At 64.0% G+C, this 16,638-nt stretch carries 15 protein-coding genes; 11 read left to right on the forward strand and 4 right to left on the reverse strand.

What is annotated here, in order from left to right; translation table 11 throughout:
* Positions 1–149: 149 nt before the first annotated feature.
* Both P3T24_RS36750 and P3T24_RS36755 read right to left on the reverse strand, forming a co-directional pair.
* Complete coding sequence (locus P3T24_RS36750; protein WP_074263806.1) at positions 150–656, reverse strand: acyl-CoA thioesterase; 507 nt, start codon at positions 654–656, stop codon at positions 150–152.
* A gap of 229 nt (positions 657–885) precedes the next feature.
* On the reverse strand, positions 886–1,026 hold the full coding sequence (locus P3T24_RS36755) for a hypothetical protein (protein WP_167379375.1): 141 nt from the start codon (positions 1,024–1,026) through the stop codon (positions 886–888).
* A 189-nt stretch (positions 1,027–1,215) separates the two neighbouring features.
* On the opposite strand from P3T24_RS36755, the gene P3T24_RS36760 reads away from it, so the two are divergent.
* Both P3T24_RS36760 and P3T24_RS36765 read left to right on the forward strand, forming a co-directional pair.
* Positions 1,216–1,929: an ArsR/SmtB family transcription factor gene (locus tag P3T24_RS36760; RefSeq protein WP_429441663.1), complete on the forward strand. Its 714-nt coding sequence runs from the start codon at positions 1,216–1,218 to the stop codon at positions 1,927–1,929.
* Positions 1,930–2,106: 177 nt separating this feature from the next.
* Complete coding sequence (locus tag P3T24_RS36765; RefSeq protein WP_429441665.1) at positions 2,107–4,773, forward strand: DUF6600 domain-containing protein; 2,667 nt, start codon at positions 2,107–2,109, stop codon at positions 4,771–4,773.
* Between the two features lie 189 nt (positions 4,774–4,962).
* On the opposite strand, the gene P3T24_RS36770 is transcribed toward P3T24_RS36765, so the two are convergent.
* Both P3T24_RS36770 and P3T24_RS36775 read right to left on the reverse strand, forming a co-directional pair.
* Entirely contained in the window at positions 4,963–5,934 is a 972-nt protein-coding gene (locus P3T24_RS36770; protein WP_429403986.1) for a thymidylate synthase, read from the reverse strand.
* Between the two features lie 123 nt (positions 5,935–6,057).
* Positions 6,058–7,449: a sigma-54 dependent transcriptional regulator gene (locus P3T24_RS36775; RefSeq protein WP_074263803.1), complete on the reverse strand. Its 1,392-nt coding sequence runs from the start codon at positions 7,447–7,449 to the stop codon at positions 6,058–6,060.
* 536 nt (positions 7,450–7,985) lie between these two features.
* Between P3T24_RS36775 and P3T24_RS36780 the strand changes: the two genes are divergently transcribed.
* From P3T24_RS36780 to P3T24_RS36820, 9 genes are all read left to right on the forward strand, one after another.
* A complete protein-coding gene (locus tag P3T24_RS36780) occupies positions 7,986–8,555 on the forward strand; it encodes a hypothetical protein (protein WP_429441666.1) in 570 nt (189 codons plus the stop codon).
* A 41-nt stretch (positions 8,556–8,596) separates the two neighbouring features.
* Entirely contained in the window at positions 8,597–9,109 is a 513-nt protein-coding gene (locus P3T24_RS36785) for a hypothetical protein (RefSeq protein WP_083611365.1), read from the forward strand.
* Entirely contained in the window at positions 9,106–9,759 is a 654-nt protein-coding gene (locus P3T24_RS36790) for a hypothetical protein (RefSeq protein WP_429441668.1), read from the forward strand. Before P3T24_RS36785 ends, P3T24_RS36790 begins: the two co-directional genes overlap by 4 nt.
* Before the next feature lie 29 nt (positions 9,760–9,788).
* Positions 9,789–11,162, forward strand: a complete 1,374-nt coding sequence (locus P3T24_RS36795) for a hypothetical protein (protein ID WP_074263801.1) — start codon at positions 9,789–9,791, stop codon at positions 11,160–11,162.
* 170 nt (positions 11,163–11,332) lie between these two features.
* The gene (locus tag P3T24_RS36800; protein WP_254368888.1) at positions 11,333–11,947 is read left to right on the forward strand and encodes a C39 family peptidase; all 615 of its coding nucleotides are present in this window, start codon (positions 11,333–11,335) and stop codon (positions 11,945–11,947) included.
* A 6-nt stretch (positions 11,948–11,953) separates the two neighbouring features.
* Positions 11,954–12,757, forward strand: a complete 804-nt coding sequence (locus tag P3T24_RS36805) for a peptidase C39 (RefSeq protein WP_429441670.1) — start codon at positions 11,954–11,956, stop codon at positions 12,755–12,757.
* A gap of 107 nt (positions 12,758–12,864) precedes the next feature.
* Positions 12,865–14,313: a hypothetical protein gene (locus tag P3T24_RS36810; protein ID WP_074263799.1), complete on the forward strand. Its 1,449-nt coding sequence runs from the start codon at positions 12,865–12,867 to the stop codon at positions 14,311–14,313.
* A 24-nt stretch (positions 14,314–14,337) separates the two neighbouring features.
* A complete protein-coding gene (locus P3T24_RS36815) occupies positions 14,338–15,933 on the forward strand; it encodes a sigma 54-interacting transcriptional regulator (protein ID WP_429441672.1) in 1,596 nt (531 codons plus the stop codon).
* Positions 15,934–16,035: 102 nt separating this feature from the next.
* Entirely contained in the window at positions 16,036–16,563 is a 528-nt protein-coding gene (locus P3T24_RS36820; RefSeq protein WP_429403976.1) for a dihydrofolate reductase, read from the forward strand.
* Positions 16,564–16,638 lie beyond the last annotated feature (75 nt).

The following is a 16,638-nucleotide window of genomic DNA, read 5'->3' on the forward strand; positions in this document are numbered from 1 at the left end:
GGTTTGAGTGCGGGCGCCCAGCCCGCTTACCGGCCTGCCTGCAACGGGTTTTCGTGCTGACCTACCCCCTTTCCTGCCCACCGCCACACTTTTCAAAAACGCGCCGGCCGGTTACCCGCACCGGCCACGGCGCTTTTGTTCGTTGCCGCTTAAATCTTGCCCTGCGCCACTTCGTCCGGCTTCAGTTCGACGATCGCGTCGAGCGCCTCTTTCACATCCAGCGCGTACTTGGCCAGACGCTTCTGCTCCTCGTTTTCCGCCAGATAGGCCGGCACCGGAACCGGGTGGCCATTCTCGTTGACCGCCACCATCACGACCAGACAATCGGTGGTCTGCATCAGTTCGCCGCCCTTCGGATCCCCCGCCTGCACTGATACGTGGATGTGCATGCTGGTGCGCCCCGTGTGAACCACGCGCGCGCGCAGTTCGACCAGATTGCCGACGAGAATCGGCCGGCGGAAGCGGATATTGCCGACGCTGACCGTCACGCAATAACGTCCGGACCAGACCGCGGCACACGCGTAGGCGGTTTCGTCGATCCATTTCATCAGTGCACCGCCGTGCACCTTGCCGCCGAAGTTGACCGAGGTGGGCTCGGCGAGAAAGCGGAAGGTAGTTTCCGAACGGTCCAGCGGCGCAGCAACAGGGGTGCTCATCTTGACTCCGGGCAAACGAATGTTTCTAAAGGAGCCGATTATACGAGCGCAATTTTGACTGTGTGACGCGGCGAGGGTCGGTAACTATGTTTTGCCGCAGACAAAAGGGTCTGCTTGCGAGATGCGGCGCAGCATTTTCCCCGGATTGATCGTTACAGGAGGAAGTCAGCGGACGCCACAAAGTCAAGTCGATTTCCGCCAAAATGGCGTTCTACGCCGACACGATGTTTCATTTGTGATAAGAAATTCCTTCATCGATCGTGCCGTACATATCGATGCTGCCCGAACCCGCGCCCGACGATGCCGCGCCACCCTGCGCACAGGCGGCGCACAAAAGCACGGTAACGGCGATGGCAAGCAGGAGCTTCATGACGGCGCTTTTCTCGAAGTCGGGCTTTGATTCTAGCCTGGCTCGGCGAAGCCGCGCACAAACGCCCCGGCAGGCTGGCGAGTGCAAGCTGCATTCGACGCTTCACGCCAGGCCGAAACATCGAATGCAGCCTCCCGCTATAGTGAAGACGTTGGCGAACGCTCGCCTGCGCCGTACCGGGAGATTCACATGACTGCCCAGCTTTCTGACGAACAGAATCACTTTCCAGGCCTCAGCCGGATCGGCGCGCTGCTCGCCGATCCCGGCCGCGCCGCCATGCTATGGGCGCTGATGGACGGCAGTGCGCGCCCGGCCGGCGAATTGACGATGGTGGCAGGTCTTTCGCCGTCGGCCGCCAGCGCGCATCTTGCCCGCCTCACCGAGGGCGGTCTGCTGACCGTCGAGGTACGCGGGCGACATCGCTACTTCCGGATTGCCTCACCCGACATCGCCGCCTCCATCGAAGCGCTTGCCAACGTGGCACAGGCGAGCGCACCGCTGCGCGTGACACCGCGTCCGGCCCGCACGGTCCCCGTCGACATGCGTTACGCACGCACCTGCTACGACCACATGGCGGGCGAACTGTCCGTGCAACTGTTCGAGCGGATGCTGAGCCACGACCTCCTGACCCTGCACGGCAATACGCTCGACGCCACCGCCAGGGGGGCGGCTCAACTCGCCCGCTGGGGTATCGACGTCACCGGCCAGCGCAGCCGCCGCCGACGTTTCGCCTGCACCTGCCCGGACTGGAGCGAGCGGCGCCCACACCTCGGTGGCGCACTCGGCGCGGCCTTACTCGATGCCTGGTCGACGCACGGCTGGGTGGAGCGCACCGAGCGGCCGCGCATCCTTCGGATCACACCGGCTGGTCACCAGCACTTCAACGAGTTCCTGACGAACTGAGCGCCGCCCGGCCAGGTGCGGTCGGGTCATAGCCGCCGTTTCCGGCACAACCGGACCGGCAGGATTTTTTGTTACACGGCTGGTAAGGAGGCTTACAAATGCGGACGCCTTGAAACATGCCACAACGCTAAAGTTCTTTCACGGATGCAACCACCGAGTGTCCGTTAGAGAGACAACATGAAAACGATCAGCACCGAACAACGTACAACGCGCCGCGTCACCGTTTATACCCGCGGTTATACGCTGATAGCAGCCGCAGTCTTGACGCTCGCAGCCCAGACCGTCCTCGCCCAGGAAGCCCCTCCTCCGGAAAACGCGCCTGGCGCGGCCCAGAGCACCGGCAATACCGATCCGCCGGGCCGCGTCGCCCGCCTGAACTACACCTCCGGTGCCGTGACGACCGAGCCTGCCGGTGCCACCGACTGGTCCTACGCGCAGATCAACCGTCCGCTCACCACCGGCGACCAGCTCTGGGACGACCAGAACGCACGCGCGGAAATGCACATCGGCTCGACCGCGGTGCGACTCGGCGATTCGACCAGCCTTGATATCCTCAATCTCGACGACTCCAACGCGCAGCTGAAAGTCGCGCAGGGCACGCTGTCGACCCGCGTGCGGGAACTGGCGCCGGGCTCGACGTATGAGATCGATACGCCGAATCTCGCGCTTGGCATCACCGCTCCCGGCGACTACCGTGTCGACGTCGCGCCCGACGGCAGCAGCACGACCGTCACCGTGCGCGGCGGCGCCGCCACTGTGTATGGCGACAACGGTCAGGTGCAGATCGCCGCCGGCCAGCAGATCCGCTTTGCCGGTACCGCGCTGCAGCAGGTGGCGGACACCGGCGCGCCGGGGCTCGACGGCTTCGATCAGTGGGCCGCCAGTCGCGATGCCGAAGAAGACCGCTCGGTGTCGGCCCGCTACGTCTCGCGCGACGTGCCTGGTTATGAGGATCTCGATGCCAACGGCACATGGCGCAGCAGCCCGCAGTACGGCGAGGTGTGGACGCCAAATGCAGTGCCGGCCGGCTGGGCGCCTTATCACGACGGCCATTGGGTCTGGCAGGCGCCGTGGGGCTGGACCTGGGTCGACGACGCGCCGTGGGGCTTCGCGCCGTACCACTACGGCCGTTGGGCCTACGTCGACGACTCGTGGGCGTGGGTGCCCGGCCCGGTCGTCGTCGATGCGCCGCCGGTGTATGCGCCGGCGCTGGTCGGCTTCGTCGGCGGGGGCGGCGGTTCGTTCGACTGGGGCGTGAGTCTGGCGGTCGGCGGTGTGGCCGCGGCGGGCGTCGCATGGTTCCCGCTCGGTCCCGGTGAGGCTTGGCATCCGCGTGGAGGCGGCTGGAGTCCCGGCTACTACAACCGCGTGAACAACTACAACCATGTGAACGTCACGAACATCAATAACGTGACGAACATCAACAACATTCACAACACCTACATCAACTACCGTGCACCGGGCGGTGTCACGGCCGTGCCGGCGACTGCCTTTGTGCATGGCCAGCCGACTGGCCGGTTTGCGCAGAAGGTCGATCCGGCGCAGTGGCGCAACGCGCAGATCAACCCGGGCAGCCCGGGGATCGCGCCGGTACGTCAGAGCTTCGGCTCCGGCATGCGTAACGCCAACTACCGGCCGCCCGCAGCTGTGACGGCACGCCCGGTGGTAGCCACGCGCAGCCCGGCCGTACCGGCCGCCTATCGCGACACGCTCGCGCAACGTTTCGCCCAAGGCGGCGGCCAGGTGCCTGGCGCCGGCGCGCCGGTCGTGCGCACTTCGGTGCCGGCGCATTTTGCTGGCGCTGCGGCACACGGCGCACCCGCCGCGGCGGCGGCCATGCAGAACGTCCGGGTGGTGCAGGCCAATTCGCCGCGGATGGCTGCGGGTGCTGCGCCGCGCGTCCCGGAGGGCGGCGCGCCGCGACCGGGTGAGCCTGCAGCGAACGGCGCACGTCCGTTTGCTGGCGGTCCGAATCCGGCGAACGGTGGACAAGCGCCGCACGGCGCGCCTGAGCAGGCTCGGGCCGGCGCTCCGGGTACACCGGGGGGGCCTGCCCAGTTGGCAAATGAACGTCCGCAGCCGAACAATGGCGTGCCGCGCCCGCCGCAGGCTGCCGGTGTCAATCCAAACGGCTTCGGGCAGCACGGCGCAGGCGGCCCGGTAACGGCTCAACAGGCCACGGCCGAGGGTCGTCACGAACCCGCGTGGACGCAGCCGCATACGCCGATGGCACAGCAGGCCCAACAGGCGCAGGCGCACGGCGCACCGCAGCAGGAGGCGGGCCGTCAGCCGTTCACACCGCAAGGCGAAGCGCCGAACCGGCAGCAGCCGGGTGCCATCGCCGTGCAGCAGGGCGAGCAGCAGCACGGCGTGCCGCATCCGGGCGAAAATCCGGCGATGGCTGCTCGCGTGCCTGAACCGGCCGGACGGGAACCGCACGCACCGGCGGCAGATGTGCAAGCGCAGCCGCAACAGCAGGCGCGCGCCGCGGAATTTCATCCGCCGGTGGCTCAACAGGCTCCTCGAGAAGAGCCCCGCCCGCAGCCTCAAGCGCAAGCTCAGCCTCGTCAGGAATATCACCCGCAACAAGCCCAGCAGGCACCGCGCGAAGAGCCTCGTCCGCAGCCGCAAGCACAACCGCGTCAGGAATATCATCCGCAACAGGCCCAGCAGGCGCCACGCCAGGAACCGCGCCCACAACCGGCACCGCGCCAGGAGCCTCGCCCGCAGCAGGCACAGCAACCGCGTCCCGAACCGCGTCCGGCGCAGCAGGCTCAGCGGCCTCAGCCGCATCCCGAGCAGCATTCCAATAACGGCGGCCACGAGGAGCATCGCAAGGGCTAACGACAGGAATGGATCTGAACCAGACTAGCGAGCGGAATTAATCGGACGCTCGGTAGTAAACGCACTAACGCTATTCATCACCTTTAAACCCGCGGTCCCGCCGCCGCAAAACAAAAAGCCCACGCAGGATTATTTCTGCGTGGGCTTTTTATTACCGCAGCGCGCCGCCAAAGCAGTGCGACGTGAGAATCAAACTGCCATTGGCGCGGTCAACGGCTCGTGATGTCGATAACCAACCAGCGAGAAATCCGCCGGCTCGATCTTCTCGAGCCACTCGGGTTCGTACACCCCGGTTTCAGCATAGTCCGGCACGCGCTCGTCAATCGCCAGTTGCGGGCTCTCATAAGGCTCGCGCGCGAGTTGTCGCTGCAGCATATCGAGCTGGTTTTCGTAGATATGCGCGTCGCCGATAAAGTACGTGAACCAGCGCGGCGTATAGCCCGTCAACCGTCCGACCAGATGCAGCAGGGCTGCACCCTCGGTCAGATTGAACGGTGTGCCAAGACCCACATCGTTACTACGGATGTACAGGCACAGCGAGATTTCGCGGCGCGCCGCATTGGGCAGGAACTGGTACAGCAAATGACACGCCGGCAGCGCGATTTCTTCGAGCACGGCAGGATTCCAGCCGTGGAACAGAATGCGCCGGTCGGCCGGGTTCTGCATGATCGTGTCGAGGCACTGCCGTAACTGGTCAATTGCCTTGTACAGCAGCACCTTGCGGCCGCCGTCTTCCTCGAACTCGGTGACGACCCGGTAGCCGCGCCCGGTCGCATCCGCTATCCGTTCGCTTGCCGATGCGTCCAGCACCTTGTATGCGGGCCACTTGCGCCATTGCACGCCATAGACGTCGCCCAGGTCGTCAGGGCCCTCACGATACGGATTAGCCAGCCATTGGGGATTCTGATTGGCGTTCGCGTCCCACACCTTGCAGCCGAGATCGCGAAAGTCCGCGGCGCTGCGCGAAGCGCGCAGGAACCCGACCAGCTCGCCAATCGCCGATTTAAACGCCAGTTTTTTGGTGGTGACGGCGGGGAAACCCTGCTGGAGGTCGAAGCGCAGCATCGCGCCCGGCATGCTGATAGTGCGGATGCCGGTGCGGTTCTCCTGCCACGTGCCGGTATCGAGAATCGAGCGGACGAGGTCGAGGTATTGTTTCATTCGGGTTCCTTCGGCCCGGCGCCGGGCGCCTGGGAGTTTTTACGTCAAAACCCGATTCTAGCAAGCCAAGCCCGCTCACGTCCCGCTGAAGTCCCGTCGAGGTCCGACTCAGGTCCCGCCCGGTCAGATATGCGGCACCGAGGCCGGCTCGCCATGCGGCACGATCGGCTCGCCTTCCATATGACGCATCCCGTGCGCGCACAGCAGGCGGTACAGCGTCACCCGCGAGATACCCAGTTCCTGCGCCGCATCGCCAAGGCGGCCGCGGTGACGCAGCAACGCCAGTTCGATAGCCTGACGCTCCGCCGCTTCGCGCGCCTGCGCGAGCGACACCGGCACGATCTCCACATACTCCGCGAGTTCGAGATCGCGGGCCGTGATCGCGCGCCCTTCCGACATGACGATGGCACGCCGCACCCGGTTGATCAGTTCGCGCACATTGCCCGGCCAGCTGTAGTTGTGCAGCGCTGCGATCGCATCGGGCGCGAAGCCTCGCAAACGGCGGCTTGCATCCTTTTTGAAGCGGTCCAGCATGTGCCGCGCAAGTAGTTCGATATCCTTACCACGTGCACGCAACGGCGGTTCGTCGATTTGTAGCACGCACAGACGGTGGTACAGGTCCGAGCGGAAACGTCCTTCGATCATCGCCGCGTTCATATCGACGTGAGTCGCCGAGATGATGCGCACATCGACGTCGATCGCGCCATGACCGCCGAGGCGCTCCACCTTGCGCTCCTGCAGAAAGCGCAGCAGGCTCGCCTGGCTTTCGAGCGGCAGATCGCCGATTTCATCGAGGAACAGGGTGCCGCCGTTCGCCGCTTCGACCCGGCCGATCTTGCGTTGATTGGCCCCCGTAAAGGCGCCACGCTCATAGCCGAACAGTTCGGACTGCAGCAGATGCGGAGGAATTGCGCCGCAGTTGATCGGCACGAACGGCGCGCCGCGGCGCGACGAACGCTCATGGATCGCCACTGCCGTCAGTTCCTTGCCGGTACCGGACTCACCCGAGATAAACACCGGAGCATCGGTCATCGCGACCTTGCGGATGGAGCGGAACAGCGCAAGCATGGCATCGCACGAACCGACCATTTCGCCTTCCGTGCCGCTCGGCGTACCGTCGTTTGAAGCGGGTTCGCCAAGCGAGATCATGCCGTAGGCGTGGCCTACCGAGTCGACAATCCTGTCGCCCGAATAAGGCACCGTCACGTAATCGAAACAGTAGTCGCGCACCAGCCGGCGCAGCGCTGCGTCCTGCAATTGACCGGGCATGGTTGCGGCGACCCAGCCCACGTTCGGCATCGTCAGGCACGATTCGAACGCAGCAATCTCGTGCTGCTGGAAATGACTCGACAGGTCAAGCAAACCGCCCGCTGCCATTCCGGCGCGAACGGCACGGCGCACGTCGCGCGCCGAACCGACGACTTCGACGTTCCAGCCCCGTTGGTGAAACCTGGTATTCAATTCCGCGCTAGGGTCACGCGAAACGTAAATCAGTTGCCGCGTTGCGGGTTCCATTATTCAGATCCTCTCGTCAACGAACGTTAAGGATGACGGCACGCGCCTGAACTTGTTTCAGACACATTGACTCAGCTCGGGATTCGCACGTAGCAAATACCGAACGGCCATTCCATTCCGTGCGGACAGCTGATCCCCGAAAAGCGGCGTGTGTGATTGAGACGGCCCAGCTTCAGGCTTTTTTTAAATGTGACTCTGTTTTCGAGAGCTTACTATACGCGCGCCGCTTCGAAAACAAATATGCGAATTTAATCGCGCCCTCTACCGCCCAGCAAGGCTGGACGGGCATTCCACAAGTCTGAACATTTTGAATAAAACGTTTCCAGACTGGTTGGCTACGTATCTACCCTGAGCCTTTGGGTACGGGCCTCAAATGCGAATTATCGGTATTTCCTGCCGCCCGTTTCAGGGCTGAAACATTTTTGCCTCCTTTTTGCCTGGTGGCTCTGCACGCCCTGCCCTGCACCCAATCGCATCAACGGGTTGAGCCTCATGGCACATGTTTCGCTAAAAGTCTCGCACCAAGGAGACACATCATGCGACTCGCTTTCCGCATCGACTTGCGCCACTTCCAGCAGCCCGCAGCAATATGCGCCGCGCTGCTACTCACAGCGCTGCCCCCAGGCGTCAATGCACAGGAACCCATCACCGCCAGTTCTCCCGATACCGGATCCGTCACCCTCGCGAGCGTGACGCCCGCAGCGGTGGCGGTCCCGGATACCGCGGTGAGCGACACGGCAGATACCGCAACTACCTCGGCCAATACCGCGGCAACTACCTCAGCAGCTACCGCGACCGATCCCTCAGCCAACACCGCGAATACCGCTGCACCCGTTAGCGATCTCGCAGGCGACCCGCTGAGCATCCCGGCCGCCGCGACCACGGCCAATGATCTGGCGCTGGACGATCAGGCGTTGTCGCAACAACGCGGCGGTTTCGGCGGGATGCTGATGGTGGCTGCGACGCCACAGCTGATGCATGGCAACGCCAGCGGCGGCAACCACGTGACGCTGTGGGACGAAATCGCCCCGCCGTCGCCGATGCCGATTCCCGTCGACGTAGCCCGCTCGGCCCAGGGCAACGTCACGACCTATCAGCGCAACTAGTTGAGCGACGTGCGTCCGCACCCCGCCAGCAAGGAACCGACATGAACGCCTCAACCCAGATGACCCGCCAGCACCGCCCCGGCAACTCCCGCACCGCGCTCGTCTGCGTGCTGGTGAGCGGCCTCGCGGCCGGCGCCGCGATTCCGGCCGCAGCGCAGGTAGCGGACGCTCCGGGCAACCTGATCATCCAGAGCACGGTCACGCCGCGCGATGCGTTCGTGCCAGTGCCGAAGGCGGACGACCCGATCGCCGTGCAGGTCCAGACGTTCCCGACCGGCGCCTTCGATTCGGCGATGGGCGCAATGGTGAGCGACACCGATCTGACCCGGGCGCACGGCACTTCCGGCGTCACCGGCGGCAGCTTCATGCCGGCGCTGGTCGGCTCCAACGGGATCGAACATCTGCTCGCCGGCAACGGCACGGTTGCCGGCAGCGGCATCCCGGTGGGAGCCGGCGCCAGCCTCGGCGGCATCGGCGGAATCGGCGGCTCGATTGCACAAACGGTCACTGGCGCGCTTGCACCGCTCGGCGCAGCAATGGGAGCAATGAAATGAAAGCGACGCGCGCCCCGTTCATGAACACGTTGCCGTCACGCCAGCCCCTGTTGCGTCCAGTGGTCGCCCTCGCGCTGTTCGGCTGCGTCAGCTGCGCCGCTCAGGCGCAAGGGGTGCCGGCCCAGTTGAGCGATCTGCAGTCGCTGATCGGCAGCGGTGTGGCGAACGGCGCCACAGGCGTCGTAGCGATCAACGAGGCCGCGGGTCTCGACAACGCGCAAGCCAATCAGGGCGTGATTACGGGCGGACAGGTGCCGCTCAATCTGATCAGCAGCTCGCAGAGCGCGTCGACGAATGCGAAGACGACGGCAGCGCGCAGCGATATCGGCAGTAACGCATTTTCAAACACCTCTGGCCTTATCGAAGTGAATCAGTCGGCGGGTGTAGGGAATCTTCAGCGGAACAGCGCCTTGATCGGTGCTGCTCCGGTTGAAGGGGAGATCGTAGCGGATGGGGTGCTATCCGCTACGACGGCCAAAAACGGCGGTTCGGTTGGTTCTGCTCAAAACCACGACGCGCGCGAGGTATCCATCGGTGCGGATGCGCTCAAGAACGTCAGTGGAATCGTCCAGATCAACCAGGCAGCCGGTACAGGCAATGTCAGTTCAAACAGTTTTGTGCTCCGTCCCCCGGCGGGCACCTTTTTCTAACGAGCCACACCCTTTATCGGAGCGTCATCATGAAGCGCACTCTCATTGCAGCGGCTGTTCTGTCGACGTTGGCAGCCAGCTCGGCCTACGCAGAATGCACGGCCGGCTGCGACCCGGCTGAGCTGTTTACCGCAACCGACATCTATACCGACATCGGCGAATTCGGCTTCATCCAGCTGCGCGGCCGCGTCGACGTCAACAGCAGCTCGGGCGCCACCGTCAACAACACGCAGAACGTCAGCATCTCCGGCGTGAACATGAAGACACCGCCGCAAAGCTACACCTCCGGCCATGTGACGACGTCCATCGACACGTCGAATACCTGGAACAACGCCAGCGGCGGCGGCAGCGGCTGGGGCGCCAGCCAGTCGTACAACGCTAGCGCTTACCAGTACAACAAGACCAACACGCAGACGAAGACGGCCTCGTCGAGCGCCGGGTTTGTTGCTGGCGGCGGCTTCGCGACGGGTATCGCAGCGGGTTATCAGGGCTACAACTACGCGAACACGCATGCTTCTGCAAACGGCTTCCTCGCAGCCGGCCTGATCGCCGGTATCGGCGGTGGCGGCGGCGTGATCGTCGGCGGACTGGCAGCAGGCTTTGCCGCGGCGCTCAACACGCACGTCTCGGACAACTACGGCGGCGGCTTCGCCGGCGCAGCAGCGGGCTACGGCGTCGCCTACGGCGGCTACGCAGCCAACAGCATGAGCACGGCTACGCAGACCTACAGCGGCAGCGGCAGCAGGGAATCCGCCAGCGTGTCGGAAGGCAGCCACGCTTATGGCTGGACGCATAACTACTCCGACAACGCCGGCAACATCTCGGTAACGGGCAGCGTGACCCAGCACATCAACACCGAAACACCGACGGAAATGTCGGCTGGCATCGGCAACAACGCGCTGCAAACGACGAGCGGCAACGTCGGCGTCAACATCGCAACCGGTGTCGACAACGCGCAGTCCAACGACGCCGCGCTGTCGAACATGGATGTGGGTCCGGTATTCGGCACCGCGCAGATCTACTCGACGCAGGCATCGGGCGGCTCGGCCAAGGTAGGTGACTTCAACTTCGTCTCCTCCGTCGGCGCAGGCGCGCTCGCAGATGCAACCGGCAACATTGGCGTGAACGTGGCATCGGGTCTGGGCAACGTGCAGAACAACAGCCTCGCAGCTTCGGCCACCACGACCAGCGCCAGCAACCACTGGGGCAGCGGCGGCGAAGCGATCGCCAGCGACCAGAACTGCCAGACCGCAGACGCCATGGTCAACGGCCAGTTCACCGGCTCGGCCACGCTCGGCGCCGGCGCTCTCGCCAACGCAACAGGCAACATCGGCGTGAACATCGCGTCGGGGGTAGGCAACCTGCAACACAACGGCCTCGCAGTCGCCAGCGTGTCGCACTAGTAACAAGAGCATCAACGCAGGAAGACAACGGTCAGCCTTCGGGCTGGCCGACTGTCTCCGCAGGGGGAATGACCATGTTCGGGGTGAGCAGGGTAACGCATTGTCTCTTTCTGGCATTGTTCGCCGGACTTGGGCTGTCACAGCCGGGTCACGCCCAGAGTGCGCTCAACATGTATGCCGCTGCGGGTGTGCCGTTCGACATGAACGTGCATTCGATCCGCGATCTCCGCTACAACCACATCGTCTCCCAGCGCTACGACTATAGCTGCGGCTCCGCTGCGCTCGCTACGTTGCTCAAGTTCGGCTACGGCATCGACATTCCGGAGACCGAAATGATCCGCCGCATGATGGTTTTCTCGAAACCGGAAGTGGTGGTGAAAAACGGCTTCTCGATGCTCGACATGAAGAAGTTCGTCGAGACGATCGGCCTGCGCGGCCGCGGCTTCCGGGTTGCTCCCGAAGCGCTTTACCACCTGCAGATTCCCGTGATCGTGCTGATGAACAGCGACGGCTACGAACACTTCGTGATCGTCAAGCACGCGGAAGATGGCCGCATCTTTGTGGCCGACCCTGCACTGGGCAACCGCATCGTCATGGAAAGCGACTTCGTCTCGAAGTGGAACGGCCTCGTATTCGCGGTCGTCGGCAAGCCATTTATGGAGGATTCTCCGCTCTTGCAAGGCAACGAGTCGCTCGCGCTCAAACTGCGCGAACGTGCGCTGGAAGACGGTACGGCAGCGACTCCCTTTGTTGAATATGGGCTGATCAAGGCAGAGTTGTTCTGACTCGTCATGGAACGAAACCTAATCACTATCGGCTGCGCGTTGTGTTTCGCAACGTGTGGTCTTGCGTCCGTCGCCCAGGCTGCCGAGGCGACGGCCCTCTCTATCGTTGAAGACACCGCCGCCGTCAATCTGCAACCCGTCGACGACGACGTCCTCGCCTCGCAAAGCGGCAAAGGCATCGGTGGCGACGTCATCTCCGGCGTCGTCGTGAATCTGCTGTCGCAGTGGAATCTGCCGAACGGCACCACCGCCCTCGCGCAGGGCGCACTCTCGATCGTGACCAACGCGCTTAACCAGACGAACGTCCAGGTCAGCTCGAACGCGGTCGTCATCGGCCCGAACACCTCCGCAGGCAGCGGGGCCAATCCCAACGCGAGCGCCACGGGTGGTCAAAACGTCACGGTCAACGGCGTCTCGCAGATCACCCAGGTCGCCGGCAACGGCAACAACAGCGCCAACCAGGCGGTGATCGACTTCAACTCGCCGGCAAGCACCCTGTCTACCGGCACGTTTAACAACCAGACCTCAGCCTCCGCGAGCAACGCGAGTGGCTCCGTGAAAGCCGGCGTCACGTTCGGCAACGGCGCCATGTCGATCGCACTGCAAACGCCGGCGGGCATCGCCACGCAAACCATCGCGCCGGGTACTTCACAACAAGCCGGCATGATCTCCCAACTACTCAAGATTGCAGGCAATAACCAGCAAGTCGCCAACGCGCTGCAACTGCATTTGCAGACGCAACAGATGTCGGCGTCGATGCTCCGCCAGCTCGGCGTACTACAAGCACTGCAAAACACAGTGAGGAGATAAAAACGGGCCGCCACCCGATAAAAACGTAGGAAAACGAAGTATCAGAACGGCCGCGCGAAGCACATGGAGATATGCGACGCGCAGTCAGAATACCGGGGGAGCACAAAATGATGAGATTCTCAACGACCGGGACACCGCGCGTGATGTTAGCGGCCATCCCTGCGGCGGTTATGCTATTTGCACTTTCACAGGGCGCCCACGCCCAGGCGCTCGCGGACCAATCGGTCGAGGACCGGCTGAACACGTTGATGCGGGTGATCAGCGAACAGCAGAAGCAGATTAATTCGCTCGAACAACAGGTCACGAACCTGGAGATGTCGCAGCGCGGCCGGGGCCTGCCGGGGGCCGGTGCGTCGGCCGACGGCAGCATCGCCGCCGGCCAGCAGCCAGGCGCAGATGGGCTGCCGGCGCCGCTGCCGCCGCTCGCCCAGATCAACCCCGAGTCGAGTGCGCCTGGCAGCGGTACGGGCACCGCGACCGGCGTACCGGTCAATCCGCCGGTGCCGGATAGCGGCAACAGCAACGGCGGCGGCCTGCCGCCTGCGACCGATGGCACAGGCGCTGTCGGCCAGACCCAGAAAGCCGCGGAGCCGGTGCGCACGCAATCGGAAGACGCCGTAGTGCAGAGCCAGCAGCACACGCCGCTGTTCGACCACAAGCTGACCTTCGACTGGGGCATCAGCGATACCTACTACGATCGCCGCCAGTTGCAACTGTCGGGCTTCCTCGCGCTCGATGCGATTTTCCTCGGCAACATCAACCTGGGCGAGACCAAATCGCACCAGGTGATGGCGGACCTCGACACCCGCTACGGCCTCAGCGACCGGCTGAGCGTCGATCTCGACGTGCCGTATATCTACAGGCACAGCAACTTCATCGTCGGCGGCGCCGGTGGCGCAGCGAGCACGCTCTCGGATGCGTCGGCCAATTCGAGTGACATCGGCGACGTCAACTTCGGTGTGTACTACGAGTTTCTCAAGGAAACCAACAGCCTGCCGGACCTGGTAGGTAGCCTGCGCATCAAGGCGCCGACCGGTTCGTCGCCGTTCGGCATCAAGCTGCAGCAGGTCGATGCCGACAACACGAACCTCGTCGCCCCGAGCAAGCTGCCTACCGGCACCGGCTTCTGGAACGTCACCGCGGGGCTGTCGGTCCTCAAGACCTATGACCCGGTCGTGCTGTTCGGCAGTCTTTCGTACACCTACAACATCGCGCGTTCGTTCTCGGACATCTCTTCGGTCATCGGCCAGACCGAGCCCGCGACGGTCAAGATCGGCGACGTGGTGCAGTTCGGCGGCGGCGCCGCGCTGGCCTTCTCGGACAAGGACTCGGCCAGCGTGTCGTACACGATGGCATTGGAGCCGGAGTCAGAGACCAGGGCGCCTGGCGGCTCCTATTCGAAGGTGCCGGGCAGCGAAACGACCGCTGCCGCGCTGACTTTCGGCCTGAATCACGTAGTGAACAAGCACCTGACGATCAATGGTTCGGTCTCCGTGGGGCTCACGCCCGACACACCGAACTTCGTGATCGGCGTGCGCTTTCCCTACACTTTTTGACGTGCCAACGATACGAGGTTGATCGTGCGCGAATCATCCCATCTGACCAGTGTTGCACCGCCCTCAGGCACGCATCTTTCTCTGGCACGCCCGACGGAAGCTGCTGTGGTACGGCCGCAGGAAATCTCCGCGGGACTTCCACAGGAGCTGCCTGTGGGCCGGCCGAAGGAAGCCGCCATCGGACGGCCGCGAGACGCCTGCGCCGCGGCTCAGGCGGTGCCGAAAAGCCCCTACGCGCAGACCGAGCGGACCCTGCTCTACGTCGCCCGCACGCCTGACGAGACGCTCACCGCCCATCTGCGAAGCCGTGGCTGGAACGTCATGGCCGCGCGTTCGGCGCACGAGGTGAGCCGCCTCATCAAGCATGACGTCGTCTGTGCGGGGATCGTCGATCTGGCGAGCTTCGCGCCGCGCGACCTGGGCGGCCTCGAAGCGAGCTTGCGTCAGCAACAGATCGGCTGGATTGCGCTGTCCACCTCCGAGCGTCTGACCGATCCTGAAGTACGGCGCCTGATCCGCCATTACTGTTTCGACTACGTCAAGATGCCAGTCGCCAACGCAACGATCGATTACCTCGTCAGTCACGCGTTCGGCATGGTGACACTGTGCGATCCCGACATGATGGAGAGCACCCCGGCCAGCGACGAAGACGAAATGGTTGGCACCTGCGAAGCCATGCAGCATCTGTTTCGCACCATCCGCAAGGTCGCCAACACCGACGCCAGCGTGTTCATCTCCGGCGAATCGGGCACCGGCAAGGAGCTCACCGCGCTGGCCATCCACGAACGCTCGCGCCGCCGCAAGGCGCCTTTCATCGCCATCAACTGCGGCGCGATTCCGCATCATCTGTTGCAGTCCGAACTATTCGGCTACGAACGCGGCGCCTTCACCGGCGCCAACCAGCGCAAGATCGGACGGGTCGAAGAAGCGGACGGCGGGACGTTGCTGCTGGACGAAATCGGCGATCTGCCGATGGAAAGCCAGGCGAGCCTGCTGCGTTTCCTGCAGGAGGGCAAGATCGAGCGGCTGGGTGGCCGCGATTCGATTCCCGTCGACGTGCGGATCATCTCGGCGACTCACATCGACCTTGAAACCGCGATGCGCGACGGGCGCTTCCGCGCCGACCTGTTTCACCGGCTGTGCGTGCTGCGCATCGACGAGCCGCCGCTGCGCGCCCGCGGCAAGGACATCGAAATCCTCGCCCATCACATCATGCACAAGTTCAAGACCGACAGCGCGCGCAAGATCCGCGGTTTTGCGCCCTCGGCGATCGAGGCCATGTACACCTACAACTGGCCCGGTAACGTGCGCGAAATGATCAATCGCGTGCGCCGCGCTATCGTCATGGCGGAGAACAAGCTGATCTCGGCCGAAGACCTGGATCTGGCCCACTTCACCGCGCAGGAAAGCGTGACCCTTGCGCAGGCTCGCGAATCGGCCGAGAAGCGCGCGATCGAAGCCGCGCTGTTGCGTCATCGGCATCGTCTGAACGAGGCGGCGGTAGATCTGGGCGTGTCGCGTGCGACGCTGTCGCGCCTGCTGGATACGCATGGCATGCGCGACGCGGTCGGTGCGGAGGACGAGGTGTTGCCGGCCGAAGGCGCCCGCGCGGCCGAGTGAAGGTCCACCGCGCACGCCACCGCGCCCCGGCGCACGGCGTTGTCGCTGGGGTGGTGTGGGCGTCAGGTAGAATCGGAGCGGTTACGTTCCCTTCTCCAATCGATGACGACGCTCACCCTGATCGTCGCTCGCGCCCGCAATGGCGTGATCGGCCGCGACAACCAGCTACCCTGGCGCCTGCCCGAGGATCTTGCGTTCTTCAAGCGCACGACCATGGGCGCCCCCATCATCATGGGCCGCAAGACCCATGAATCGATCGGCAGGCCGCTGCCCGGCAGGCGCAATATCGTCGTCTCGCGCGATGCGGGCCGCCGCTTCGCAGGATGCGATACGGCCACCAATCTCGACGATGCGCTCAAACTCGCGGCCCAGGACCAGGCACCGGAAGCGTTCCTGATCGGCGGCGCCGAACTCTACAAAGAGGGGCTGCGCCACGCCGACAAGCTGATCATCACGGAAATCTCGATCGACTTCGACGGCGACGCGCATTTTGCCGCGCTCGATCCGGACGAATGGGAAGAAGTAGCCCATGAGACGCACCGCGCTCACGCGCCAAACGAATTCGACTATGCGTTCGTGACGTACCGCCGCACGGATGCGGCAGCGGGAGAGCAGCCGCCGCAGGCGTAATCGCGCGGAGGTGCAGGCATAAAAAAACGCCAGAGAAGCTGTCTTCTCTGGCGTTTCTGTCTGTGGCGGCCCTAC

Origin of the sequence: Paraburkholderia sp. GAS33 (assembly GCF_050436645.1) — a bacterium.
In the GTDB taxonomy this organism is placed as follows: Bacteria; Pseudomonadota; Gammaproteobacteria; order Burkholderiales; family Burkholderiaceae; genus Paraburkholderia; species Paraburkholderia phenazinium_B.

Bases quoted from the DNA above. Each gene is read 5' to 3' on its own strand.
- P3T24_RS36750 (WP_074263806.1), bottom strand. From the start codon at position 656: ATGAGCACCCCTGTTGCTGCGCCGCTGGACCGTTCGGAAACTACCTTC.
- P3T24_RS36755 (WP_167379375.1), bottom strand. From the start codon at position 1,026: ATGAAGCTCCTGCTTGCCATCGCCGTTACCGTGCTTTTGTGCGCCGCC.
- P3T24_RS36760 (WP_429441663.1), top strand. From the start codon at position 1,216: ATGACTGCCCAGCTTTCTGACGAACAGAATCACTTTCCAGGCCTCAGC.
- P3T24_RS36765 (WP_429441665.1), top strand. From the start codon at position 2,107: ATGAAAACGATCAGCACCGAACAACGTACAACGCGCCGCGTCACCGTT.
- P3T24_RS36770 (WP_429403986.1), bottom strand. From the start codon at position 5,934: ATGAAACAATACCTCGACCTCGTCCGCTCGATTCTCGATACCGGCACG.
- P3T24_RS36775 (WP_074263803.1), bottom strand. From the start codon at position 7,449: ATGGAACCCGCAACGCGGCAACTGATTTACGTTTCGCGTGACCCTAGC.
- P3T24_RS36780 (WP_429441666.1), top strand. From the start codon at position 7,986: ATGCGACTCGCTTTCCGCATCGACTTGCGCCACTTCCAGCAGCCCGCA.
- P3T24_RS36785 (WP_083611365.1), top strand. From the start codon at position 8,597: ATGAACGCCTCAACCCAGATGACCCGCCAGCACCGCCCCGGCAACTCC.
- P3T24_RS36790 (WP_429441668.1), top strand. From the start codon at position 9,106: ATGAAAGCGACGCGCGCCCCGTTCATGAACACGTTGCCGTCACGCCAG.
- P3T24_RS36795 (WP_074263801.1), top strand. From the start codon at position 9,789: ATGAAGCGCACTCTCATTGCAGCGGCTGTTCTGTCGACGTTGGCAGCC.
- P3T24_RS36800 (WP_254368888.1), top strand. From the start codon at position 11,333: ATGTATGCCGCTGCGGGTGTGCCGTTCGACATGAACGTGCATTCGATC.
- P3T24_RS36805 (WP_429441670.1), top strand. From the start codon at position 11,954: ATGGAACGAAACCTAATCACTATCGGCTGCGCGTTGTGTTTCGCAACG.
- P3T24_RS36810 (WP_074263799.1), top strand. From the start codon at position 12,865: ATGATGAGATTCTCAACGACCGGGACACCGCGCGTGATGTTAGCGGCC.
- P3T24_RS36820 (WP_429403976.1), top strand. From the start codon at position 16,036: ATGACGACGCTCACCCTGATCGTCGCTCGCGCCCGCAATGGCGTGATC.